This is a genomic window from Mesorhizobium sp. B2-1-3, assembly GCF_006442495.1.
GTDB lineage: Bacteria > Pseudomonadota > Alphaproteobacteria > Rhizobiales > Rhizobiaceae > Mesorhizobium.
The window spans coordinates 421808-444309 of sequence record NZ_VFWL01000001.1 but is presented as its reverse complement, the minus strand read 5'-3'; the positions used below and the strand labels follow the sequence as shown (position 1 = coordinate 444309).

At 65.0% G+C, this 22502-nt stretch carries 20 protein-coding genes; 4 read left to right on the top strand and 16 right to left on the bottom strand.

Annotated features, from left to right (window positions below; translation table 11 throughout):
* Window positions 1–36: 36 nt before the first annotated feature.
* The 4 genes from FJ973_RS02295 to FJ973_RS02280 form a co-directional block, all read right to left on the bottom strand.
* Window positions 37–540 (bottom strand): SRPBCC domain-containing protein, encoded by a 504-nt coding sequence (locus FJ973_RS02295; RefSeq protein ID WP_140524501.1) that lies wholly within the window; start codon window positions 538–540, stop codon window positions 37–39.
* 41 nt (window positions 541–581) lie between these two features.
* Window positions 582–1028 carry an SRPBCC family protein gene (locus FJ973_RS02290; protein ID WP_140554745.1) on the bottom strand — a complete coding sequence of 149 codons (447 nt, stop codon included), beginning with the start codon at window positions 1026–1028 and terminating at the stop codon, window positions 582–584.
* Window positions 1028–1339, bottom strand: a complete 312-nt coding sequence (locus FJ973_RS02285; RefSeq protein ID WP_140514430.1) for a metalloregulator ArsR/SmtB family transcription factor — start codon at window positions 1337–1339, stop codon at window positions 1028–1030. The genes FJ973_RS02290 and FJ973_RS02285 overlap by 1 nt, the downstream gene beginning before the upstream one ends.
* A gap of 92 nt (window positions 1340–1431) precedes the next feature.
* Window positions 1432–1851, bottom strand: coding sequence for a GNAT family N-acetyltransferase (locus FJ973_RS02280; protein ID WP_140491962.1), 420 nt, complete (start codon window positions 1849–1851; stop codon window positions 1432–1434).
* 153 nt (window positions 1852–2004) lie between these two features.
* Between FJ973_RS02280 and leuD the strand changes: the two genes are divergently transcribed.
* The gene (leuD, locus tag FJ973_RS02275; protein WP_140491959.1) at window positions 2005–2610 is read left to right on the top strand and encodes a 3-isopropylmalate dehydratase small subunit; all 606 of its coding nucleotides are present in this window, start codon (window positions 2005–2007) and stop codon (window positions 2608–2610) included.
* A gap of 69 nt (window positions 2611–2679) precedes the next feature.
* On the top strand, window positions 2680–3600 hold the full coding sequence (locus tag FJ973_RS02270) for a hypothetical protein (protein WP_140554744.1): 921 nt from the start codon (window positions 2680–2682) through the stop codon (window positions 3598–3600).
* 249 nt (window positions 3601–3849) lie between these two features.
* Here FJ973_RS02270 and lpdA read toward each other — a convergent pair whose 3' ends face one another.
* The 4 genes from lpdA to FJ973_RS02245 form a co-directional block, all read right to left on the bottom strand.
* A complete protein-coding gene (lpdA, locus tag FJ973_RS02265; protein ID WP_140554743.1) occupies window positions 3850–5247 on the bottom strand; it encodes a dihydrolipoyl dehydrogenase in 1398 nt (465 codons plus the stop codon).
* A 234-nt stretch (window positions 5248–5481) separates the two neighbouring features.
* Entirely contained in the window at window positions 5482–6861 is a 1380-nt protein-coding gene (locus FJ973_RS02255) for a dihydrolipoamide acetyltransferase family protein (RefSeq protein WP_140554742.1), read from the bottom strand.
* A 16-nt stretch (window positions 6862–6877) separates the two neighbouring features.
* Window positions 6878–7891 carry an alpha-ketoacid dehydrogenase subunit beta gene (locus FJ973_RS02250; protein ID WP_140554741.1) on the bottom strand — a complete coding sequence of 338 codons (1014 nt, stop codon included), beginning with the start codon at window positions 7889–7891 and terminating at the stop codon, window positions 6878–6880.
* Between the two features lie 3 nt (window positions 7892–7894).
* Window positions 7895–9127, bottom strand: a complete 1233-nt coding sequence (locus FJ973_RS02245; protein ID WP_140554740.1) for a 3-methyl-2-oxobutanoate dehydrogenase (2-methylpropanoyl-transferring) subunit alpha — start codon at window positions 9125–9127, stop codon at window positions 7895–7897.
* A gap of 735 nt (window positions 9128–9862) precedes the next feature.
* Between FJ973_RS02245 and holA the strand changes: the two genes are divergently transcribed.
* Entirely contained in the window at window positions 9863–10906 is a 1044-nt protein-coding gene (gene holA, locus FJ973_RS02235) for a DNA polymerase III subunit delta (protein WP_140524492.1), read from the top strand.
* A 50-nt stretch (window positions 10907–10956) separates the two neighbouring features.
* Here holA and FJ973_RS02230 read toward each other — a convergent pair whose 3' ends face one another.
* From FJ973_RS02230 to mnmE, 7 genes are all read right to left on the bottom strand, one after another.
* Entirely contained in the window at window positions 10957–11745 is a 789-nt protein-coding gene (locus FJ973_RS02230; RefSeq protein ID WP_140524490.1) for a DUF2182 domain-containing protein, read from the bottom strand.
* A 34-nt stretch (window positions 11746–11779) separates the two neighbouring features.
* Window positions 11780–12406 carry a DUF1326 domain-containing protein gene (locus tag FJ973_RS02225; RefSeq protein ID WP_140554739.1) on the bottom strand — a complete coding sequence of 209 codons (627 nt, stop codon included), beginning with the start codon at window positions 12404–12406 and terminating at the stop codon, window positions 11780–11782.
* Window positions 12407–12720: 314 nt separating this feature from the next.
* A complete protein-coding gene (locus tag FJ973_RS02220; RefSeq protein WP_140554738.1) occupies window positions 12721–13608 on the bottom strand; it encodes a ParB/RepB/Spo0J family partition protein in 888 nt (295 codons plus the stop codon).
* 57 nt (window positions 13609–13665) lie between these two features.
* Window positions 13666–14466, bottom strand: coding sequence for a ParA family protein (locus tag FJ973_RS02215; protein WP_140491929.1), 801 nt, complete (start codon window positions 14464–14466; stop codon window positions 13666–13668).
* Window positions 14467–14523: 57 nt separating this feature from the next.
* Window positions 14524–15156, bottom strand: a complete 633-nt coding sequence (gene rsmG / locus FJ973_RS02210; protein WP_140524487.1) for a 16S rRNA (guanine(527)-N(7))-methyltransferase RsmG — start codon at window positions 15154–15156, stop codon at window positions 14524–14526.
* Entirely contained in the window at window positions 15153–17027 is a 1875-nt protein-coding gene (mnmG, locus tag FJ973_RS02205) for a tRNA uridine-5-carboxymethylaminomethyl(34) synthesis enzyme MnmG (protein ID WP_140554737.1), read from the bottom strand. The genes rsmG and mnmG overlap by 4 nt, the downstream gene beginning before the upstream one ends.
* A 541-nt stretch (window positions 17028–17568) precedes the next feature.
* A complete protein-coding gene (mnmE, locus tag FJ973_RS02200; RefSeq protein WP_140554736.1) occupies window positions 17569–18891 on the bottom strand; it encodes a tRNA uridine-5-carboxymethylaminomethyl(34) synthesis GTPase MnmE in 1323 nt (440 codons plus the stop codon).
* A gap of 64 nt (window positions 18892–18955) precedes the next feature.
* Between mnmE and FJ973_RS02195 the strand changes: the two genes are divergently transcribed.
* Entirely contained in the window at window positions 18956–20992 is a 2037-nt protein-coding gene (locus tag FJ973_RS02195) for a thioredoxin domain-containing protein (RefSeq protein WP_140554735.1), read from the top strand.
* A gap of 158 nt (window positions 20993–21150) precedes the next feature.
* Here the strand turns inward: FJ973_RS02195 and rho are convergent, their stop codons facing one another.
* Window positions 21151–22416, bottom strand: a complete 1266-nt coding sequence (gene rho, locus FJ973_RS02190; protein ID WP_140491913.1) for a transcription termination factor Rho — start codon at window positions 22414–22416, stop codon at window positions 21151–21153.
* Between the last annotated feature and the right edge of the window lie 86 nt (window positions 22417–22502).

Genomic DNA, 22502 nt, shown 5'->3' with positions numbered 1-22502 from the left:
GCTGACATCAAAAGGGTCTGCACCGCCACCAGTCGGCTAAGCCGCCACTCGGCTTCCCGCACCCAAATACGCCTGTAGCCAGCCCAGCACGCGTCCCCAGCCCTCGGCATGTTCGGCCGCCGCTTCGGCCAGCCCGGCGAAGCCGCCATGGCAGATGGTGAGGCGCGTGCCCGCGGCGGTTGGTTCCAGCAGCCAGGCGACCGTCGTTTGCCGGCGGCCAAGCGTCGGATGGTCCCAGGCATAGGCCCTTGTCTGCACGATCCGGCGCGGCACCTCGATATCGAGGAATTCCCCGTTGGCCGGCAGCTCGCTGCCGTCGGCTCCACGGACCGTGACGGCCCATCGGCCGCCGGCGCGAGGGTCTGCCGACCATTTCACCATCCGGTAGGTGTCGGCGGACCCCCACCATTGTTCGACCTCGTCGGAGATCAGCGCGCGGAAGACGCGCTCGGCCGGCGCGCCGATCTCGGCCTGGGCCATGACGGTCTCGCCATTGGTCATGCTCTGCACGGCTGACGTTGGCACTGGAACATGCATCATCGATGCCTCCGGATGATTGTTTCGCTCGGAAACGATGATTTTCAGCCTTTCGACGCCGGCCGCGACAGGCCCTGCCCGGTTTCGAGTAGGCTTTTCAGGCTCGACAGGACGAGCGGCCAGCCCTTGCCGACATGCTCCAGCAGCTTGTGCGGGCCGTCGGCCGCATGGGTGACGGCAAGCTTCATCATGTCGCCCTCCTGCTCGATGACGAAGGTGCAGGTGGTGTAGCCATCGGCCTTCACGTCCGGCATGAACTCGTTGCGCCATTTGATCACCAGGCGCCTTGGCGGATCGACTTCGAGGATCTCGCCGCTGTCGGTCACCCGGCCGTCGGCATAGACCATCTTCCACGCCGAGCCCTTTCTCCAATCGCTCTGCATATGGGCGCCGAGAAAATATTGCTCGTGGAATTCCGGTTCGGTCAGCGCCTGCCAAAGCTTGTCGGGCGTGGTGCGGATGTAGGTCACATAAACGAAGGCGTTGCTCATCAGTCTTCCCTTTCGAGGCGTCTCTTCAGATCGCCGAGGGCGGAGAGCCGCCCCCGCTCGAATTTGCCGATCCAGCGCTCGGCGATCTCGTTGATCGGAACCGGGTTGAGGTAGTGCTCCTTCTCGCGCCCCTTGCGGATTGTGGTGACAAGGTTCGCCTCCTCGAGGATCGCCAGGTGCTTGGTCACCGCCTGGCGGGTCATATCCATCTCAGCGCACAGCCCGTTCAGCGTCTGCCCGTTCCTGTCATGAAGGCTGTCCAGCAATTGCCGGCGGGTCGGGTCGGCCAAAGCGCGAAAGACGGCGTCCATGCTCATGGCTCTAATATGCAACCAAATGGTTGCATGTCAAGCACAACATGTCATGCCAACGGCTGCTGGATCCGGCCACAGGAGAAAAAATGTCAGCGCGTGCGGGAGAACCAGAAGGCGTCGGCCATGCGCATCATGCCGATGCGTTCGTAGAAGCCGGCGGCGTCGGGCACGGAAACCAGGCTGATGGCGACGGACGGGCCGAGCTGCCGCCGCGCCTCGTCCATCAGTCCCTTGCCGATGCCGAGCCCCTGCGCCGATCCGGAAACGGCGAGATCGGAGATGTAGCAGACCCAGGAGAAGTCCGTCACGGCCCTGATGACGCCGACCAGCGGCTTGCCTTCGGTATCCAGCCGCGCGGTCAGCACCAGATTGGCGCCCGACAGCATCGCCCGCAGCCTGTCGGCATCATCGACGGGACGGATCTCGCCAAGGCCGGAGTCCACCAGCACGCGGCGGAATTCGGCGACGTCGAGCGCGGGTTCGCGTGCATAGAGAATTTTTTCAGCCATCACAGCCAGACTGCACCATCGGGCCGCGAATTCGAAGCCGTTTGTGCGGCACCCGTGCCGACGCGCGCGAACACCTGCCTTTTATTTATCGCCGGCTTTGTGTAAACCGGGCGCCAGCAATCCCCCGCAATGCCAGGAAGACGGGCAAAGACCATGGAAAAATTCACCAAGCTCACCGGCGTCGCCGCGCCCATGCCGATCGTCAACGTCGACACCGACATGATCATCCCCAAGGACTATCTCAAGACGATCAAGCGCACCGGGCTCGGCAGCGGCCTGTTCGCCGAGATGCGCTACAAGGACGACGGTTCGGAGAATCCGGATTTCGTGCTCAACAAGCCGGCCTACCGCAAGGCGCAGATCCTCGTCGCCGGCGACAATTTCGGCTGCGGCTCCTCGCGCGAGCACGCGCCGTGGGCGCTGCTCGATTTCGGCATACGCTGCGTCATCTCGACCTCTTTCGCCGACATCTTCTACAACAACTGCTTCAAGAACGGCGTGCTGCCCATCACCGTCAGCCCCGAGGATCTCGACAAGCTGATGGACGACGCGTCGCGCGGCTCCAACGCCACCTTGTCGATCGACCTCGAGGCCAAGGAGATCCGCGGGCCCGATGGCGGCGTGGTCAAGTTCGATCTCGACGACTTCAAGCGTCATTGCCTGCTGAACGGCCTCGACGATATCGGCCTGACCATGGAGAAGGCCGGCGCCATCGCTTCGTTCGAGAAGAAGAACGCCGAGCTGCGCCCCTGGGCCTGAGCGGCGCGGCTGACGATATCGGCCCGGCCGTCGCTGGCCGGGTTTGCGGCGGCTGAAGGAGGAACAGCCATGACACGCCCGCTTCTTGCCAGCGCCTGCGCCCTGGCCATGACCGTGGCGACGCTGGCCGGCGCGCATGCGCAGGCCGAGACGGGGCAGCAGCCACCGGCAGCAAGCGAGACGCCGGCCACGGATCAGGGAGCCGCCGACGTTTCCGACGACGACAAACAGGCGCCGGTGCCGTTCGAGGGCGGCCAGTTCACCATCACCCAGCAGGAACAGTATGGCGAGAAGGTGCTTGCCTATGACGGCAAGCATCTGGCCAGCAATTACGACGTCTTCTTCGACAAGATCGTCGAGGTCGGCGGCGTCAAGGTGGCGCTGTTCGACGTCGGCGACGGAGGCAATCAGTGCGGGCCGGCGACGGTGATCGTCTGGAAACCGGAAGGCGCGGAGATCCAGAGCACCACCGTCGAGCAGGACGAGTGCGGCGCCCCGCCCACGGCCGTCTCCGACAGCGCCATCTATTTCGTGCCTTATCTCCTGCCCGGCGATTCGAAGCCGGCATTGCAATGGTCGCCGACATCGGGGCTGACGATCGCGGGCAATCTGACCTACATGCCCGAACCCGGCACCGACTGGAAGGACATCGATCCGTCGAAATACGACAACATCATCGACGCCTTCCACAATGAGGCCGTCTACAAGGCGGCCGAGACGCTGCTCGGCAAGGAGATGCCCGACATGGCGACCAGCCTGCTGGTCGGTGGCGGCACAGAAAAGACCGCGTCCGGCGCCTTCTACGCCAGCGGCTGCGTGCCGCACGATTGCGGCGGCAATGACGGCTTCATGGCGGTCGACCCGGGCCAGCACAAGCTCTATTTCGCCCGCCGCGGCGAGAACGGCCAGCCGGACGCCAAGCCCCCGGTGAAGACCTGGCCGGCGGACGTGAAGGCAGCGCTCGACAAGGCGATGAGCGCGCCGAATTAGAGCAATTCCGGGAAACGGTTTTCAGTCCGGAATTGCGCACCGGTGGCGGGCCAGCACCCCCCTCTGTCCTGCCGGACATCTCCCCCTCAAGGGGGGAGATTGACAGTTTCGGCGCCCCGCTCACTTGGCTACGTTGGGAAATTGGCGAAGGCAGAGGTGACGGCCGATCTCCCCCCTTGAGGGGGAGATGCCCGGTAGGGCAGAGGGGGGCAGTGCCCCGCCAACATCACCAGTTTTTGCTGTCGCGCTCTAAATATGCAGCGCGTGTCCCAGCGCCTTCAGGGCCGCTTCCTGGAAGCCTTCGCCCTGCGTCGGGTGGGCGTGGATGGTGCCGGCGATGTCCTCCAGCCGCGCGCCCATTTCGAGCGCCAGGCCGAAGGCCGTCGACAGTTCCGACACGCTTTGGCCGACCGCCTGGATGCCCAGCACCAGATGATTGTCCGCGCGGGCGACGACGCGGACAAAGCCGTCCTCGCCAATCCTGGTCATCGCGCGGCCATTGGCGGCGAAGGGAAACATCCCGACCTTGATTTCCCCACCGAGCGCCTTGGCCTCTTCGGGCGACAGGCCGACGGTGACCAGCTCCGGATCGGTGAAGCAGACGGCGGGGATAGCCCGCTTGTCCCAGCTCCGCTTATGGCCGGCGACGATTTCGGCGACCATCTCGCCTTGCGCCATCGCCCGGTGCGCCAGCATCGGCTCGCCGGTGACGTCGCCAATGGCGAAGATGCCGCGCATGGAGGTGCGGCACTGCTCGTCGATGCGGATGAATCGCCCCGCCATGTCGAGGTCGATCTGGTCGAGCCCCCACCCTTCCGTCACCGGCTTGCGGCCGACCGTGACCAGGATCTTGTCGGCGGCGATCCTCGCATCCTTGCCGTCCGGGGTCTCGACCAGCAGCGCGTCGCCCTTCGTCGACAGGCCCTTGGCCTTGGCCCCCGTGATAACCTCGACGCCGAGTGCCGCCAGCCGCTTGACCACCGGCCGCGTCAGTTCGGCGTCATACTGCGCCAGCACGCGCGGCAAGGCCTCGACCACGGTCACCGCCGCGCCCATCTTGGCGAAGACAGTGCCGAGCTCCAGGCCGATATAGCCGCCGCCGACCACCGCCAGCCGCCGCGGCACCTCCTTCAGCGCCAGCGCTTCCGTCGACGAGATCACCGGCCCGCCGAACGGCAGGAACGGCAACTCGACCGGCGCCGAGCCGGTGGCGATCACCACCGCTTCGGCGCGGATCACCTGGCTTCCCGTCTCGGTCTCGACCGCGACGGTCTTGCCGTCTCGAAACGTCGCCCAGCCGTGCACGGTCTTCACCCCGGCCTTCTTGAGCAGGCCGGCGACCCCGCTGTTAAGCCGACTAACGATGCCGTCCTTCCAGGCGACCGTCTTGCCCAGATCCAGCGCCGGCGCGGCCACCGAAATGCCGAGCGGGCTGTTGCCGCCCGCCATCTGCGCGACCTTCTCGAACTCCTCCGCTGCATGGATCAGTGCCTTGGAAGGAATGCAGCCAACATTGAGACAGGTGCCGCCCGGCTTGCCGGCCTCGACGATGACGGTGTCGACGCCGAGCTGCCCGGCACGAATAGCGCAGACATAGCCGCCCGGCCCCGCGCCGATGACCAGCAGCTTGCAGGAGATTTCTTTCATGACGTGACCCTTCGATCCGAGGAAACGCTCCGTCGAGATTCTTCGCGCCCCCCTCTGTCCTGCCGGACATCTCCCCCACGAGGGGGGAGATTGGAGGCTTCGGCGCCTCGCTCAATCCCGCAGCGCTGGTGATTGGCGAAAGCCGGCGTGACATCTGATCTCCCCCCTTGTGGGGGAGATGCCTGGCAAGGCAGAGGGGGGCGCTCTCCCGCCATCATCTCGAATGATCCACCCTCAATCCACGAAAATCAGCGCCGGCGTTTCCAGGAGCGTCTTGATGCGCTGGATGAACACCGCCGCGTCCCAGCCGTCGATGACGCGATGGTCGAAGCTCGACGACAGGTTCATCATCTTGCGCGGGATGAACTGGGTGCCGTCCCATACCGGCCGCACCATCATCTTGTTAACGCCGAGGATCGCGACTTCCGGGTGGTTGATGACCGGAGTCGTCGCCACGCCGCCCATGGCGCCGAGCGAGGTGATGGTTATGGTCGAACCGGAGAGCTCGTCGCGCGTCGCGGTTCCCGACTTGGCCGCCTCGGCCAGCCTGGCGACCTCCGCGCCGCATTCCCAGATGTCCAGCGCCTCGGCGTGCTTGACGACGGGCACGACCAGTCCCGACGGCGTCTGCGCGGCGATGCCGATATGGATGCCGCCATGCTGGTGGATGATGCCGGCCTCGTCGTCGAACAGCGCATTGAGGTTGGGCTGGTCCGCGATCGCCCTGACCATCGCGCGCATCAGGAACGGCAGCAGCGTCAGCTTTGGCCTTTCTACCCCCTTGGCCGCCCGCTTCTCCTTGTTGAGCGCGGCGCGCAGATCCTCGAGCGCGGTGACGTCGACCTCCTCGACATAGGTGATGTGCGGGATGCGCGACGCCGCCAGCGTCATCTTCTCGGCGATCTTGCGCCGCAGGCCCACCACCTTGATGTCCTCGACGGCATCGTTGCGGGCGAGGCCGGATGCCTTGGCCATGTGCGGCCCGCGCGCCAGGAACGCCTCGATGTCCTCATGGCCGATGCGACCGGCCGGGCCGCTTCCCTGGACCTGCCTGAGGTCAATGCCCGCTTCCTTCGCACGCAGCCGCACGGCCGGCGACGCCAGCGGCCTTTCACCTTGCGCACGCGGCGCGCTGTTGACCTTGGACCTAGCGCCGTCATCCTCGGGCTTGTCCCGACGATCTACCGACCTTCCGGAACTGGTCGCGTCATATCCGTGTGGGACGGCGGATCCTCGGGACAAACCCGAGGACGACGGCGCCAGATTGGGTGATGACGGATTCACGCTCGACACCGGGCGAGCCCCCGTATCATCGGAGGTACTTTCAGCCGTCACTTCCGCCGGCATCGCACCGCCAACGACATTGCCCTCGCCGGCCACCTTCAGCCGCACGATGGGCGAGCCGATCGCCACGGTGTCGCCGATCTCGGCACCCAGCCACAGGATCTCGCCATCGACGGGGGAAGGGATTTCGACCGTGGCCTTGTCGGTCATCACGGCGGCAAGCATCATGTCCTCGCGCACAATGTCGCCGACCTTGACATGCCATTCGACGAGTTCCGCCTCGGCGACGCCCTCGCCGACATCGGGCAGCTTGATGATGTGTTCGCCCATGTCGGGCCTCCCCGTTCTAGGCTTCCAATGTTTCCGTAAGCGCCCGGCCGACGCGGGCCGGACCGGGGAAATAGTCCCATTCCTGCGCATGCGGATAGGGCGTGTCCCAGCCGGCGACGCGGGCCACCGGTCCCTCCAGATGGTAGAAGCAGTTTTCCTGCACAAGCGCGACCAGCTCCGCTCCGAAGCCGGAGGTCAGCGTCGCCTCGTGCACCACGACGCAGCGTCCGGTCTTCTTCACCGACGCCACGATGGTGTCGAGGTCGAGCGGCAACAGCGTCCTGAGATCGACGATCTCGGCATCGATGCCGGTCTCCTCGGCCGCCGCCTGCGCGACATAGACCATTGTGCCGTACGCCAACACCGTGACGGCGGAGCCGGCCCGGCGGATCGCGGCCTTGCCGAGCGGCACGATGTAGTGGCCGTCGGCGACCTCGCCCAGCTCGTGCTTCGACCACGGCGTCACCGGACGGTCGTGATGGCCGTCGAACGGACCGTTGTAGAGCCGCTTCGGCTCGAGGAAGATGACCGGGTCGGGATCTTCGATCGCCGCGATCAGCAGTCCCTTGGCGTCATGCGGGTTCGAGGGCACGACAGTCTTCAGCCCCGACACATGGGTGAACAACGCTTCCGGGCTCTGGCTGTGCGTCTGGCCGCCGAATATGCCGCCGCCGGTCGGCATGCGCACCACGATCGGGCAGGTGAAGTCGCCGTTCGAGCGATAGCGCAGCCTCGCGGCTTCCTGGGTCAGCTGGTCGTAAGCCGGGTACATGTAGTCGGCAAACTGGATCTCCACGCACGGCTTCAGCCCATAGGCGGCCATGCCGATGGCCGAGCCGACAATGCCGGATTCGTTGATCGGTGCGTCGAAGCAGCGGCTCTTGCCGTATTTCGCCTGCAGGCCTTGCGTGCAGCGGAACACGCCGCCGAAAAAGCCGACATCCTCGCCGAACACCACCACTTTCTCGTCGCGCTCCATCGACACGTCCATGGCGTCGCGAATGGCCTCGATCATGGTCCGCCTCGGCATGGCTCAGACCCCCGCCTGCTGGCGCTGGCGCCTGAGATGCGGCGGCATCTCGGCATAGAGCCCCTCGAACATGTCGCGCGTCGACGGCTTGCCGCCGGCGTGCAGCGTGCCGTGGCTTTCGGCCTCCTTCTGCGCCGCGATCACCGTATCGAGGATTTCCGCTTCGGCCTGCTTGTGCCGCTCCTCCGACCAGACGCCGAGCCGGATGAGATGGTTCTTCAGCCGCACCACCGGGTCGCCGAGCGGCCAGGCATCGGATTCGGTCTTCGGCCGGTAGGCCGAGGGATCGTCCGAGCTCGAATGGGCGCCGGCGCGGTAGGTGACATATTCGACCAGCGTCGGCCCCAGGTTGCTGCGCGCGCGCTCGGCCGCCCATTTCGCCACCGCATGGACGGCGAGATAGTCGTTGCCGTCGACGCGCAGCGCCGGGATGCCGAAACCCAGCCCGCGCGCGGCGAAAGTGCCCGCGCCGCCGCGCGCTATGCCTTGAAACGTCGAGATTGCCCACTGGTTGTTGACGACATTGAGCACCACGGGCGCCTTGTAGGTGGAGGCGAACACCAGCGCCGAATGGAAGTCGGATTCCGCGGTCGAGCCGTCGCCGATCCAGGCCGCGGCGATCCTTGAGTCGTTCGAGATCGCCGAGGCCATAGCCCAGCCGACCGCCTGGATATACTGCGTCGCCAGATTGCCCGAGATCGAGAAGAAGCCGTGCTCCTTCGACGAATACATGATGGGCAATTGCCGGCCCTTCAGCGGGTCGGCCTCGTTGGAATAGATCTGGTTCATCATCGTGACCATCGGGTAGCCGTCGGCGATGAGCAGCCCGGCCTGCCGATAGGTCGGGAAATTCATGTCGCCGGGGGCGAGCGCCTTGCGGAAGGCGCAGCTCACCGCCTCTTCGCCCAGATGCTGCATGTAGAAGGAGGTCTTGCCCTGCCGCTGCGCCATCTGCATGCGCGCATCGAAGGTCCTCAGCGTCATCATGTGGCGCAGGCCTTCGAGCAGTTCCTCGTCGGAGAGCAGCCCCGCCCACGGCCCCACCGCCTCGCCGGCGCGGTTCAGCACCCGGATGATCGAGAAGGCCATGTCGCGGATGATGCGCGGATCGACATCGATTTCGGGGCGCGGCACCGAGCCGGCCGCGGCAATGGTCACGTTGGAGAAATCAGGCGTGCCGCCCGGCCGCACCTCGGGCTCCGGAACATGGAAGCGCAACATCCCAGCATCGGCCATGACCTTCGTCCTCCATGTCGCCCGGCACCGATATTTGCATATCCGCGCCGCCAGTGCGAATTCACCGGGCAAGCCTCCGGGCATCGGGCCGGCCAAGCCGGCCGATACAGCCTGCCGCGCACCAAGATGAAGATATGTCGGCGAAATTTCTTGTCGATGTTGGGCGGCGCCGCGCAATTAGGTGCAAGGTCGCGTGAGGTTTGTCGCCAGATAAGGTGATTGCTTGGCAAGCTTGGCTGCCGCGCCCACTTTCACGCCTGCGGAAGAAAAGAAAAGGCGCCGGTTCGCCAAGCCAGGCGCATTCCTCTCCCCCGTCGATCGGGGGAGAGGTGTCGAGCGCAGCTCGACGGAGTGGGGGTCGACCTTTCATCGAAGCGATGCTCCGCCTGATTGCCTGGGTTTTCTTCCTCGCCGGGGTTGCGCGTGTCTTGCGGCGGCGGCGCGTTTGGCAAACGGCTTCCCCCACTCCGTCCCGGCTGCGCCGGGCCACCTCTCCCCCCTCCGGAGGGAGAGGAAAGGCGCCAAGCTTTGGCGAACCCGCGCTGTTCTTCTCCCCATGGAAGGAGAGAAAGGCGTCAACCTTGGCGAACCCGCGCCCTTCCTCTCCCCCGTCGATCGGGGGAGAGGTGTCGAGCGCAGCTCGACGGAGTGGGGGTCGATCTTCCCTCGAAGCAGTCCTTCGGAGTTGAACTGGAAGACGTTCACTCCGCCCCAACATCATGCTAACCACCCTCGATGGCACAGAAGAAAGCATACGAAGTGGATTCCTGGCTCGCGAAGCCGGACCCGCGCATGGCGATCGTCCTGCTTTATGGCCCCGATCGCGGCCTTGTCTCGGAGCGCGCCAAGGCTTTTGCCGCCGCGACCGGCCTGCCGCTCGACGACCCCTTCTCGGTGGTCAGGCTCGACGGCTCCGAAGTCGAGCGCGACGAGGGCCGGCTGCTCGACGAGGCGCGCACCGTGCCGATGTTTTCCGACCGCCGCCTGCTGTGGGTGCGCAATGCCGGCGGCCAGAAGGCGCTGGCCGACGACGTCAAGGCGCTGACGGCGGAGCCCGTGCGGGACGCGATCATCCTCATCGAGGCCGGCGATCTCAAGAAGGGCGTCGGGCTGCGCGCCGTCGTCGAGGCGGCCGACAACGCCATGGCGCTGCCCTGCTATGCCGACGAGGCCAGGGACATCGATGCCGTGATCGACGACGAGCTGCGCAAGACCGGCGCGACGATGACGCTTGAGGCAAGACAGGCGCTGCGCCGCAATCTCGGCGGCGACCGGCTGGCCTCGCGCGGCGAGATCGACAAGCTGCTGCTTTATGTCCATGGCCAGAAGGAAATCGGCCTCGACGACGTCAGGGCGATGTCCGGCGACGTTTCCGGCGCGTCCTTCGACGATGCCGTCGACGCGCTTCTCGAAGGCAAGGTCGGCGAGTTCGACACCGCCTTCACCCGCCATTGCCAGGCAGGCGGCCAACCCTTCCTGGTGCTGTCCTCGGCGATGCGGCAGTTTCAGGCGATGCAGTCCATGCGCGGCCAGATGGAGGCCGGCGGCCGCAATGCCGCGTCGGTGGTGGCGGCGGCGCGCCCGCCGGTTTTCTTCTCGCGCCGCAAGCTGGTGGAGAAGGCGCTGGAACGCTGGAGCGTCGAGGCGCTCGGCCGCGCGCTGACCCGGCTGCAGACCGCCGTGCTGCAGACGCGGCGAAGGCCGGACCTGTCGGTGGCGCTGGCAAGGCAGGCGCTGCTCGGCATCGCGGTGGAAAGCGCGAGGCTGGCACAGCGTTAGGCCCTTTCGGCACCGGGCGCCTGCCTCCGTTGGTCAATTCCCTCCGTTGGTCAATTCATTGTCATGGCGCCTACCGGCTCAAAGGTCGGCAGCGCCTGTGGAAAGACCAGCACCGCCGCGCCATAGAGCAGCAGAGCGATCCCCGACAGCTTCGCGATCCCATTTCCAGACGGCAGGGTCTTTTCCGCGAATATCAGCAAGGTGACCACGGCCATTGCGGCAACGTTCATGATCCCGAGAGGAAAGAGGGCGAGAAACAGAAGCCAGCAGCAGCCCAGGCAGAAAAGTCCATGCTCCAGGCCCATGCGAACCGCGCCCCAGTAACCATCGCGCCATGAGGTCAGGATGAAGCCGATCGGCGTGCGGCATTTGGCCAGACACAGATCCTTCAGTGGGGAAAGTTGATAGGCGCCCCCAAGCATCAGCAGCGCGCCGCCGAAACGCGCGGCCGTCGCCGTGGACAATCCCACATGCCCGGCGAGCATCTCTGCACCCGCCGCGCCGGCAAAGGCGATAACGCCCATCACGCCCCAGACTAGCATGTACCCGGCCACGAACACCCAGCTCGAGACAAAGGTCTCGCCCCGGCCCCGTTTGCCCGCCTGGACCCGGTGAAATGTCAGGATCATGGGTGCGGCCGTCGGAAACATCATGGCAATCATCATGATCATCCAGACGGCAAGAAACAGCGGCGCCTTCATGCCCATGGTGAGCGAGTACATTTCCATGCGCATGTCCGCGCCCATGCCCGCCTGCTGCCGGATGAGCAAGGTCCATGCCGCCGCCGCGATAGCGATCAGCAGCGCGAGAATGATGTATCGCTGCAACGTCTGCACCATGGACGAAGTACGTCCCGTACCATGCGGCCAACGGCTACTGCTGGCCAGACCAGTTGATCGGGGCGTAGTGTCCGTTTCGGCGGGAATTGTCCCAGCTCATGCCATGGTCGCTGAATGTACTGCCTTCCGCCCCCATCGCCAAGGCGAGCCAGTCGGGATTGACGGGATGGCCGGTGGCCGCCCACATCTGCCCGTCCTCGCGCATCGTCGGCAGCGGCTCGACCGCCATTCGCATGACGCCGGCAATCTCCGCCGACCGCTTCTTGCCGTCTATCCGGTAGGTTATTGGTACCTTCTTGGCGCCGAGATTCGTGCCGATCAAGGGTGCCAGCACCGCCATCGGGCCGCCCGCGACGCCAGTGAAGATGGCGCCTAGCGCCTCTGTCTGCCTGTCATCGGCCCGTTCGTCGATATAGGCGGCGGCCGTCCAATTGCCGTCTGCCATCGGACCCGGCGTGTGGGCAACCATGGCGACGCTGAGCCCATCCAACCGGACGTCGCCGTAACTGCCCGTATCGATATGAAAGACCAGGCCGACGTCGCAAACGCCGTTCGTCGGCCTTGATGTCAGCTGCGCGTTGGTGGACAGCAGGCAAGGACACACGACATCGCAGCTACAGTTTTCGAAGTAACTTCCGGACAATTGCCAACGGACTGCCATTTGCACCTCCCATTTGCGTCAGGCGCGCGTCGGCATATTGCTTTGGCGAGGCGGTGCCATTTCACGCCTGTTGCAGGAATGGCAGATAGCCCTCGCCGCGACTGACCGGCACGCTAGGGCAATTAATTTAAGCCTTGTCTAATAGAGGTTACGCCGTTGCCGGGCACTGTCAAGCCGCGAGCGCGGCTGGCGACGGATGCCGATGGCGCTGCTTTTTCGCCAATCCCCAGCGCTTCAAACGAAAGGGCTGGCGGACAGCCAGCCCTCGTTTTCCCTGCGTTGTAGCTTCCGCTTTGTTGAAGTTCGCCGGCTAACTACCGCTCTTGTTTCAATCTCCGACACAGCTCGTCAAGCTGCTCCAGCGTCCGGTACGCCACGCGAATCTCGCCGCCTTTGTTCGTGTGGTCGATGGTCACGATCATGCCGAGCGTGCCGGTCATCAGCTTTTCCAGCGCCAGCGTGTCGGCGTCTTTTTCCGGCGCGCTTTTCGCCTGCTTCGGCTTCGCCGGGGTCGGACCGGCCAGCATCTGCGCCAGCGCTTCGGCCTGGCGCACCGAGAGCCCTTCCTCGACGATGCGCTTGGCAAGCCCCGCCGGGTCCTCCGCCGTCACCAGCGTGCGGGCATGGCCCGCCGACAACGCCCCGTCGACCAGCATGTCGCGGATCACGTCGGGCAGCTTCAGCAGCCGCAGCGTGTTGGCGACATGGCTGCGGCTTTTGCCGATGACCTGGCCGAGATCGGCCTGGGTGTAGCCGTGATCGTCGATGAGCTGCTGATAGCCGAGCGCTTCCTCGACCGGGTTGAGATCGGCGCGCTGGACGTTCTCGATGATTGCCAGTTCCAGCGCCGTGCGGTCGTTGACCTCGCGCACGATGACCGGGATCTCGGTCAATCCGGCGCGTTGCGCGGCACGCCAGCGCCGCTCGCCGGCGATGATCTCGTAGCGCCCGGCCTGCGACGGCGAAGGCCGCGCCACCACCGGCTGCACCACCCCATGCTCGCGGATCGATTGCGCCAGGTCGGTCAACTCGGCGTCGCCGAAATGCCGGCGCGGGTTTTTCGGATTGGGCGTCAGGAACTCGATCGGTACCTTGCCGTCGGCACTCATCCCAGGCTTCTCCGGCGCGCTCGGACGGTCGATCTCGCCGATCAGCGCCGCCAGCCCGCGGCCCAGTCTCTTTCTCGAAAGGTCTTCGCTCATTTCGGTTCCAGATTGTTTCGGTATCGAATCGGCTTTTGCTCCATGCGCGGCCGCTTGTTAAGCGGCGCGCAATTTACGCTCGCGGCGGATCACTTCCGACGCAAGCTGCAGATAAGCCTGGCTGCCGGAGCATTTGAGGTCGTAGAGGATCGCCGGTTTGCCGTAGGACGGCGCTTCAGACACCCGCACATTGCGCGGAATGATGGTCTCGTAGACCTTGTCACCCATATGCTCGCGCACGTCCTGCACCACCTGGTTGGCGAGGTTGTTGCGGCCGTCATACATGGTCAGCACGATGCCCTGGATGGTGAGATCCGGGTTGATCGAGCGGCGCACCTGCTCGACGGTTTCGAGCAGCTGGCTGAGACCTTCCAGCGCGAAGAACTCGCATTGCAGCGGCACCAGAACGGAATCGGCCGCCGCCATCGAATTCAAGGTCAAGAGATTGAGCGACGGCGGACAGTCGATCAGCACATAACCGAAACCAGCCGAACGCGCCGACGCGGCGCGCAGGGCGTTGCGCAGCCGCAGCACCCGGTCCGGCGCCGAGGCGATCTCCATCTCGATGCCGAGCAAATCGAGGGTCGATGGCACGATCGACAGGCCGGGCACGGCCGTCGGGATCGCCGCCTCCTCCAGCTCCAGCTCGCCGGTCAGCACGTCATAGGACGACACCGTGCGGTCCTTGCGGTCGATGCCGAGGCCGGTGCTGGCATTGCCTTGCGGATCGAGGTCGACGATCAGCACCTTCTCGCCGATCGCCGCCAGCGCGGTGGCCAGGTTGATGGCAGTGGTGGTCTTGCCGACACCGCCCTTCTGGTTGGCTACGGTGATGATTCGAGGGCCGTTCTTCATCATGGGTCTATGCCAGGAATTCATTTTGGGTCGCCAACAGAGATTCGGACAGGTCTTTGTTCAGACAGGTCGCACATTGGACAGTTCAAGGATGACGCCGCCAGGGTCGGTCATGCTTGGATGTTCTACCAGATCGAAGCTCCAGCGGTTAACGCTTTCTTGCACTTCGGCGCGGTAATCCCGGCCTTTGTGGAACAGCCCACGCGCGCCTGATGTCAGCCACGGCCCCGCCAGCTCAAGCAAGGTCGAAAGCGGCGCCAGCGCCCGCGCCGTGACGATTTCCGGTGCCGAAACAAGCGCATGGCTGTCATCGATGCGGCGCGCCACGACACGCGCCGGCAGGCCGAACTGGCCGACGACGGCTTGCAGGAATCCCGCTTTCTTGCGATTGCTTTCGACCAGGTCGATGCTGGCGCCGTCACGCTCGGCAAGCAGGAACGCCAGCACCAGTCCCGGAAATCCGCCGCCCGAGCCGATATCGACCCATCGCCGCGCTTTGTCCTCGATTCGCCAGAGCTGCGCGCTGTCCAGTATGTGGCGTTGCCAGACATCGCCTGCTGTCGACTGCGCGACAAGATTGATGCTGCGATTCCATTTCTGGAACATCTCTTCGAACGCCACCAGGCGATCGAATGTTTCACGTGAAACCGGACCGGCGGCGTTGCGCAGGCTCTCCCAGGAGGCAGCGCTCACGCGACGTCCCTTTGCGCGCTCTCGGAATGCCTGACATGAGCGACGATGATGGCCAGCGCCGCTGGCGTCATCCCTTCCATGCGCTGCGCGTCGGCAACCGAACGCGGTCGCCGCGCATGCATCTTCTGCTTCAGCTCGTTCGATAGTCCCGGCACCTCGGCGAAGTCGAGCGACTCGGGGATGAGCCGGCTTTCCTCGTGCCGGATCTGGGCGACGTCGCTCTTCTGGCGATCGAGATAGACTGAATATTTCGCTTCCGTTTCGAGGCGCTCCGCCGTCCTGGCGTCGATCGTCCCGAAATTCCCATCGATTCGGGCCAGCCAAGCCACGTCGACGCCGGGATAGGCGAGCAGCTCATAGGCGGATCTGCGCACGCCGTCGCGATTGACCTCCAGCCCGTGGCGCGCCGCCTCGTTGGGTGTCAGCTTGACGCCGAGCGCCAGCCGGCGCGCTTCGGCGAGACGCTGCTCCACCTCGCCAAACCGCCGCATCCGCCCGGCTGACGCTATACCCAGACTTGCAGCCAGCGGCGTCAGCCGCTCGTCGGCATTGTCGGCGCGCAGCGAAAGCCGGAATTCGGCGCGCGAGGTGAACATGCGGTAAGGCTCGCTGATGCCGCGGCTGGTCAGATCGTCGACCATGACGCCGATATAGGCTTCGGTGCGGCTGAGCACGACCTGCTCGCTGCCCGACGCCCGCCTTGCGGCATTGAGGCCCGCCAGCAGACCTTGCGCGGCGGCCTCCTCATAGCCGGTCGTGCCGTTGATCTGCCCGGCTAGAAACAGGCCCCCGACGCGCTTCGTCTCCAAGGTCGGATGAAGCTCGCGCGGGTCGACATGGTCGTATTCGATGGCATAACCGGGCTGCAGCATCACCGCTCGGTCCAGCCCCGGGATGGTCTTCAAGATTTCGAGCTGAACCTCCTCCGGCAGCGAGGTCGAGATGCCGTTGGGATAGACCGTGTCGTCGTCCAGGCCTTCCGGCTCTAGAAAAATCTGGTGGCCTTCGCGGTCGCCGAACTTGACGATCTTGTCTTCGATCGACGGACAGTAGCGCGGCCCGACGCCTTCGATCGAGCCCGAATACATGGCCGAGCGCCCGAGATTGGCGCGGATCAGTTCATGCGTGGCCGCGGTCGTGCGCGTGATGCCGCATTCGATCTGCGGCGTCTCGATGCGGTCGGTCAGCAGCGAGAACGGCACCGGTTCGTCATCCGCCGCCTGGCGTTCCAGCGACGCCCAGTCGATGGTGCGCCCGTCGAGGCGCGGCGGCGTGCCGGTCTTCAGCCGGCCGAGCTTGAAGCCTGCGCGGCTCATCGTCGCCGACAGCCCTAGGCTCGCTTGTTCGTTCATGCGGCCGGCGACAATCTTCTTCTCGCCGATATGGATCAGCCCGCGTAGGAAGGTTCCGGTGGTCAGGACCACCGCGCCGCTGGCAAGGCGCCGGCCATCGGCCAGGAGAACGGCGCGCAGGCATCCCGAATCGTCGATGTCGAAGTCGAGCACCTCGCCCTCGATCACATCGAGACCGTTCTGCTGCCGGATCGCTTCCTGCATGGCGAGCCGGTAAAGTTTCCGGTCGGCCTGGGTGCGCGGGCCGCGCACGGCTGGCCCCTTGCGCCGATTGAGCAGGCGAAACTGGATGCCGGCCGCGTCCGCCACCCGGCCCATCAGCCCGTCCATGGCATCGATCTCGCGCACCAGATGGCCCTTGCCGAGCCCGCCAATGGCCGGATTGCAGGACATCACGCCAATCGTGTCGAAACGAAGCGTCACCAGCGCTGTCCTGGCGCCCGCACGCGCAGCCGCGCTGGCCGCCTCGCTGCCCGCATGGCCGCCACCCACCACAACCACATCATAGTGATCGGTCATTTCAAACGTCCTGGATCCGAAGTTTGGTGGAGAGATGTCCCCGCAGCGGGACGGTGTCAAGAAACTTCGCGGGAGTTTCACGTGAAACAGGACGGCGAGCCTCATTGTAGTGTTTCACGTGCGTCACGTGTATCGACCGCCGGCGCCGCCCCCCGGCGCGGTGTCGGCACTCCTCCCTGGCACAGGGAGACAGCGCTGACCGCAAAGCCGGCACCTTCATTTACAAGGCTGATAATTGCCGAAACCGGAAATAACAGGGCCCTCTCCCCGTCTTTATAAGAGCATGCCGGATAAGAGAATGCCGGCAGGCAAGTACGGGGTAGCGCCGACGCTGGCGATTGACCCCGGCGCAGCCGTTTCACGTGAAACAACGTCGGGTTGGAGAGCCCCTCTGTTTCACGTGAGTCATCGGCCGGGCCCGTCGTGATAGAAGCCGAGGTCAGCGCTGCCCCTCATCCGCCTGCCGGCACCTTCTCCCCGTATAGGGACGGGGAGAAGGGAGGCTCGACGGCGTCCGCGCCCCGACAATGTTCCACGTGAATCATTTCCCGATGCAGAACTGCGAGAAAATCACATCCAGCATGTCCTCGACATCGACCGCGCCGACGATCCGGCCGAGCCGGTCGGCGGCCAGCCGCAGATCCTCGGCGCGCAGTTCCTGCCCGGCGTCCGGGCTCTCGGCCGCGCGCAGCAGGAAGCGGTTGGCTTCGCCTAGCAATTCAACGTGGCGAAGCCGTGAGGGCAGGATGTCGCCCGCTTCGGCGACCTGCGCGGCCGCGAGCCTGGCGATTTCGGTCAACAGCTCCGCCACGCCGGTCCCGTCCTTCGTCGAGATGGCGCGATCATAGCCCCCGGCAGCGGCTTGCCCGTGCACCAGATCGAGCTTGGTGCCCACGCGCAGGGTCGCGATCCCCTCGCGTTGAAGAGCAACGGGATGCGGGTCGGCCATATCCTCGAGGATGAGCAAGAGGTCGGCGCCATGCGCCTTGGATCGCGCCTTCTCGATGCCGATCGCTTCCACCTTGCCGGCCGCATCGCGCAGGCCTGCGGTGTCGGTCAGCCTGACCCGCAGGCCTTCGAGGTCAAGTACGATCTCGAGCAGGTCCCGCGTCGTGCCCGGCTCATCCGTTACAATAGCTGCATCGCGCCGCGCCAAAGCGTTGAACAGGCTCGACTTGCCGGCGTTTGGGGCGCCGAGGATAACGACCTCGAACCCGTCGCGGAGGATTTCGCCGGCACGAAACCCGGCAATGTGGCGGTCGATCTCCCCAATCATCGCCGAGACGTCAGACCAGACCGTGTCCGAAACGGACCCGGGAATATCGTCCTCGTCGGCAAAGTCGATCTCGGCCTCGATCATGGCGCGCGCATGGATCAGCCGCTGCCGCCAGCTCAGATAAAGCTCGGCTTGCGCGCCCTCGGCATTCTGCACCGCGAAGCGCCGCTGCGCCTCGGTCTCGGCGTTGACCAGATCGGCCAGCGCTTCCGTCCTTACCAGATCGACCTTGCCATTGAGGAAGGCCCGGCGCGTAAACTCGCCCGCTTCGGCGTGCCTGACGCCTTCGAAACCGGCGATCGTCTCCAACAGCCTCGCCACCACGGCGCGGCCGCCATGCACCTGGAATTCCGCCACGTCCTCGCCGGTGAAGCTGCCGGGGCCGGGGAAAAAGATCACCAGGCCACTGTCGAGCACGCCGCCATCGGGCGCCCGCAGCTTGCGCAGGCTGGCCACGCGGCCCTTAACCATACCGCCGGCGATCGTTTCGACAACGAATCGAGTCTTTGGCCCCGAAATGCGGATGACGGCGACGCCGGCGGGCAGGCGGCCGCTGGAAAGCGCGACGATGGTGTCGGCCGAAATCATTTGCCCGCCTTGTTGGACCGCCCTAGCTTCACTATCCAACCCCTGTTTCGCCGGACCGCTCATCGTGACACTGCCTGCGCAAAATCTGCTTGCCGACGAAGCCAGCCCCTATTTGCAGCAGCACAGCGGCAATCCGGTGCATTGGCGGGCCTGGTCGCCGGCGTCGCTTGACGAGGCGAGGGCGCTGGATCGGCCGATCCTGCTGTCGATCGGCTATGCCGCCTGCCACTGGTGCCACGTCATGGCCCATGAAAGCTTCGAGAATGACGACGTCGCCGCCGTCATGAACCGTCTGTTCGTCAATATCAAGGTCGACCGCGAGGAGCGTCCCGACATCGACCAGATCTACATGGCGGCGCTGTCCTCGATGGGCGAGCAGGGCGGCTGGCCGCTCACCATGTTCCTGACCTCGGACGGCAAGCCTTTCTGGGGCGGCACCTATTTCCCGCGCGAGCCGCGCTATGGCCGCCCGGGCTTCATCCAGGTCATGGAGGCGATCGACAAGGCCTGGCGCGAGAAAAGAGCAAGCCTGAACCAGAGCGCCGACGGGCTGACTTCGCATGTCGAAACCCGGCTCGCCGGCGCGCATGCCCGCACCGCGCTCGACCGCGACACGCTTGCCGCGCTCGCCAGAGGCATAGACGGCATGATCGACAAGGATCTCGGCGGCCTGCGCGGCGCGCCGAAATTCCCCAATGCGCCATTCATGCAGACACTGTGGCTGTCCTGGCTGCGCGACGGCGATACCGGCCATCGCGACGATGTCCTGTTGAGCCTCGAACGGATGCTGGCCGGCGGCATCTACGATCATGTCGGCGGCGGTCTCAGCCGCTATTCCACCGACGCGCAATGGCTGGTGCCGCATTTCGAAAAGATGCTCTACGACAACGCGCAGCTCATCCGTTTTTGCAACTGGGCCCATGCCGCGAGCGGGAAGTGTTTGTTCCGGGTCCGAATCGAGGAGACCATCGGCTGGCTGCTGCGCGAGATGCGCCTCGATGGCGGCGCCTTCGCCGCCAGTCTCGATGCCGACAGCGAGGGCGAGGAGGGCCTTTTCTACACCTGGAGCCGGGAAGAGATCGAGACCGCGCTCGGCGACGATTCACCGTTGTTTTTCAACAACTTCATGCTCTCCAGCCCACCCGGTTGGGAAGGCAAGCCCGTTGTCCACCAGACGCAGGCCCAGCAGGTGCAAGGCATTGCCGAGCAGCCGCTTCTGGCCGCTCTCAAGGCAAGGCTGCTGGCAGTCCGTGAACGGCGCGTCAGGCCAGGCCGCGACGGCAAGGTCCTCGCCGACTGGAACGGCCAGATGATCGCAGCACTCGCCGAGGCCGGCCGCTCGCTGGCGCGGCAAGACTGGATCGACGCGGCCAAGACCGCATTCGACCAGATCGCCTCTTCCGCCGAGGGCGGACGGCTGCCGCATTCCATGCTCGGCGCCAAGAAACTGTTCCCGGCCCTGTCGAGCGACTATGCGTCGATGACCGATGCGGCGATCGCCCTGTTCGAAGCCACCGGCGATTGGAGCTACGCCGATCGGGCCCGGCAATTCGTCGAGCAGCTCGACCGCTGGCACGCCGATGCCGACGGCACCGGCTATTATCTCACGGCATCCGATAGCACCGACGTGCCGATCCGCATCAGGGGCGATGTCGACGAGGCTATTGCGTCGGCCACCGGCCAGGTCATCGAGGCGCTGGTCCGGCTCGCCGCGCTGACCGGCGATCTCGACCTGCAGGAGAAAGCGACGAAAGTCGCCGAACATGCCGCCGGCCGCGCGGCGCACCAGGCCTATGGACAGGCCGGCATCGTCAACGCCTCGGCGCTCGCCATAGAGCCGCTAAAGCTGGTGCTTGTGGACGATCTGGCGGTTCCGACGCTCGTTCCAGTAGCGAATCGCAATCCCGATCCGCGTCGGGTGGATATTGTGGTGGCGATCGGTACACAGGCGAATCGAACGCTGTTGCCGGGCGGGATCCTGCCTCCCGCCGACAGGCCGGGCGCGTGGCTGTGCACGGGGCAGGTGTGTTTGCCGGCGGTGAGCGATCCGGATGAATTGGAAGGGCTATTGCGACGAAGACCACAGAGTTCGTCATCCTAGGGCGAAGCTCCGTCGCGGAGACCCTAGGATCCATGCCGTGACTTTCGAGCGCTGCAACAGGTGGAAGATCCAGTCCGCCGCGCTCTTTGGCCGAGGCCATGGCATGGATCCTCGGGTCAAGCCCGAGGATCACGAAGAAGTGGAGTTCGCTCTGCGAACTACGTATTCATCGAATCGAAGAAGTCCGCGTTGGTCTTGGTCTGCTTCAGCTTGTCGATGAGGAACTCGATCGCGTCGGTTGTTCCCATCGGCGCCAGGATGCGGCGCAGCACGAAGATCTTCTGCAGGTCAGCGCGCGGCACCAGCAGGTCTTCCTTGCGGGTACCCGACTTCAGAATGTCCATGGCCGGGTAGATGCGCTTGTCGGCCACTTTGCGGTCGAGCTGGATTTCGCAGTTGCCGGTGCCCTTGAACTCTTCGAAGATGACTTCGTCCATGCGGCTGCCGGTATCGATCAGCGCGGTGGCGATGATGGTCAGCGAACCGCCTTCCTCGATGTTGCGGGCAGCACCGAAGAAGCGCTTCGGACGCTGCAGCGCATTGGCGTCGACGCCGCCGGTCAGCACCTTGCCGGAGGACGGCACCACGGTGTTGTAGGCGCGGCCGAGGCGGGTGATCGAATCGAGCAGGATGACGACGTCGCGGCCATGCTCGACCAGCCGCTTGGCCTTCTCGATGACCATTTCGGCGACCTGCACGTGGCGCACCGCCGGCTCGTCGAAGGTCGAGGAGATCACCTCGCCCTTCACCGAGCGCTGCATGTCTGTCACTTCCTCCGGCCGCTCGTCGATCAGAAGCACGATCAGGTAGCATTCCGGATGGTTGGCGGTGATCGAGTGGGCGATGTTCTGCATGAGAACCGTCTTGCCGGTACGCGGCTGCGCGTTGATCAACGCGCGTTGGCCCTTGCCGATCGGCGCCACCAGATCGATCACGCGCGGCGAGATATCCTTGGAGGTCGGGTTGTCGATCTCCATCTTCAGCCGCTTGGTCGGATAAAGCGGCGTCAGATTGTCGAAGTGGATCTTGTGGCGGATCTTTTCGGGATCGTCGAAATTGATCGTGTTGACCTTGAGCAGCGCGAAATAGCGCTCGCCCTCTTTCGGGCTGCGGATCGGCCCTTCGACCGTATCGCCGGTCTTGAGCGAAAAGCGCCGGATCTGCGAGGGCGAAATATAGATGTCGTCGGGACCGGGCAGATAATTGGCGTTGGCCGAGCGCAGGAAACCGAAACCGTCCTGCAAGACTTCGACCACGCCGTCGCCGATGATCTCGATGTCCTGGGCGGCCAGCTTCTTGAGGATTGCGAACATCAGCTCCTGCTTGCGCATGACGCTGGCGTTCTCCACCTCGAGCGATTCGGCATAGGCGATCAGCTCTGGCGGTTTCTTGTTCTTGAACTCGGTGAGTTTCATTTCTTGCATTAGGATAGACTCTGGGTAGGCTTTTGGGAGGAAATCGGCGGGATGCGATAAATGCCGGGCGCGGCCAAAAGCAATGAAGGGCGGCG

What these genes read in the sequence shown, in the direction of transcription:
- FJ973_RS02295 (WP_140524501.1), bottom strand. Translation starts at nt 540, where the DNA reads ATGATGCATGTTCCAGTGCCAACGTCAGCCGTGCAGAGCATGACCAAT.
- FJ973_RS02290 (WP_140554745.1), bottom strand. Translation starts at nt 1,028, where the DNA reads ATGAGCAACGCCTTCGTTTATGTGACCTACATCCGCACCACGCCCGAC.
- FJ973_RS02285 (WP_140514430.1), bottom strand. Translation starts at nt 1,339, where the DNA reads ATGGACGCCGTCTTTCGCGCTTTGGCCGACCCGACCCGCCGGCAATTG.
- FJ973_RS02280 (WP_140491962.1), bottom strand. Translation starts at nt 1,851, where the DNA reads ATGGCTGAAAAAATTCTCTATGCACGCGAACCCGCGCTCGACGTCGCC.
- leuD (WP_140491959.1), top strand. Translation starts at nt 2,005, where the DNA reads ATGGAAAAATTCACCAAGCTCACCGGCGTCGCCGCGCCCATGCCGATC.
- FJ973_RS02270 (WP_140554744.1), top strand. Translation starts at nt 2,680, where the DNA reads ATGACACGCCCGCTTCTTGCCAGCGCCTGCGCCCTGGCCATGACCGTG.
- lpdA (WP_140554743.1), bottom strand. Translation starts at nt 5,247, where the DNA reads ATGAAAGAAATCTCCTGCAAGCTGCTGGTCATCGGCGCGGGGCCGGGC.
- FJ973_RS02255 (WP_140554742.1), bottom strand. Translation starts at nt 6,861, where the DNA reads ATGGGCGAACACATCATCAAGCTGCCCGATGTCGGCGAGGGCGTCGCC.
- FJ973_RS02250 (WP_140554741.1), bottom strand. Translation starts at nt 7,891, where the DNA reads ATGCCGAGGCGGACCATGATCGAGGCCATTCGCGACGCCATGGACGTG.
- FJ973_RS02245 (WP_140554740.1), bottom strand. Translation starts at nt 9,127, where the DNA reads ATGGCCGATGCTGGGATGTTGCGCTTCCATGTTCCGGAGCCCGAGGTG.
- holA (WP_140524492.1), top strand. Translation starts at nt 9,863, where the DNA reads ATGGCACAGAAGAAAGCATACGAAGTGGATTCCTGGCTCGCGAAGCCG.
- FJ973_RS02230 (WP_140524490.1), bottom strand. Translation starts at nt 11,745, where the DNA reads ATGGTGCAGACGTTGCAGCGATACATCATTCTCGCGCTGCTGATCGCT.
- FJ973_RS02225 (WP_140554739.1), bottom strand. Translation starts at nt 12,406, where the DNA reads ATGGCAGTCCGTTGGCAATTGTCCGGAAGTTACTTCGAAAACTGTAGC.
- FJ973_RS02220 (WP_140554738.1), bottom strand. Translation starts at nt 13,608, where the DNA reads ATGAGCGAAGACCTTTCGAGAAAGAGACTGGGCCGCGGGCTGGCGGCG.
- FJ973_RS02215 (WP_140491929.1), bottom strand. Translation starts at nt 14,466, where the DNA reads ATGATGAAGAACGGCCCTCGAATCATCACCGTAGCCAACCAGAAGGGC.
- mnmG (WP_140554737.1), bottom strand. Translation starts at nt 17,027, where the DNA reads ATGACCGATCACTATGATGTGGTTGTGGTGGGTGGCGGCCATGCGGGC.
- mnmE (WP_140554736.1), bottom strand. Translation starts at nt 18,891, where the DNA reads ATGATTTCGGCCGACACCATCGTCGCGCTTTCCAGCGGCCGCCTGCCC.
- rho (WP_140491913.1), bottom strand. Translation starts at nt 22,416, where the DNA reads ATGCAAGAAATGAAACTCACCGAGTTCAAGAACAAGAAACCGCCAGAG.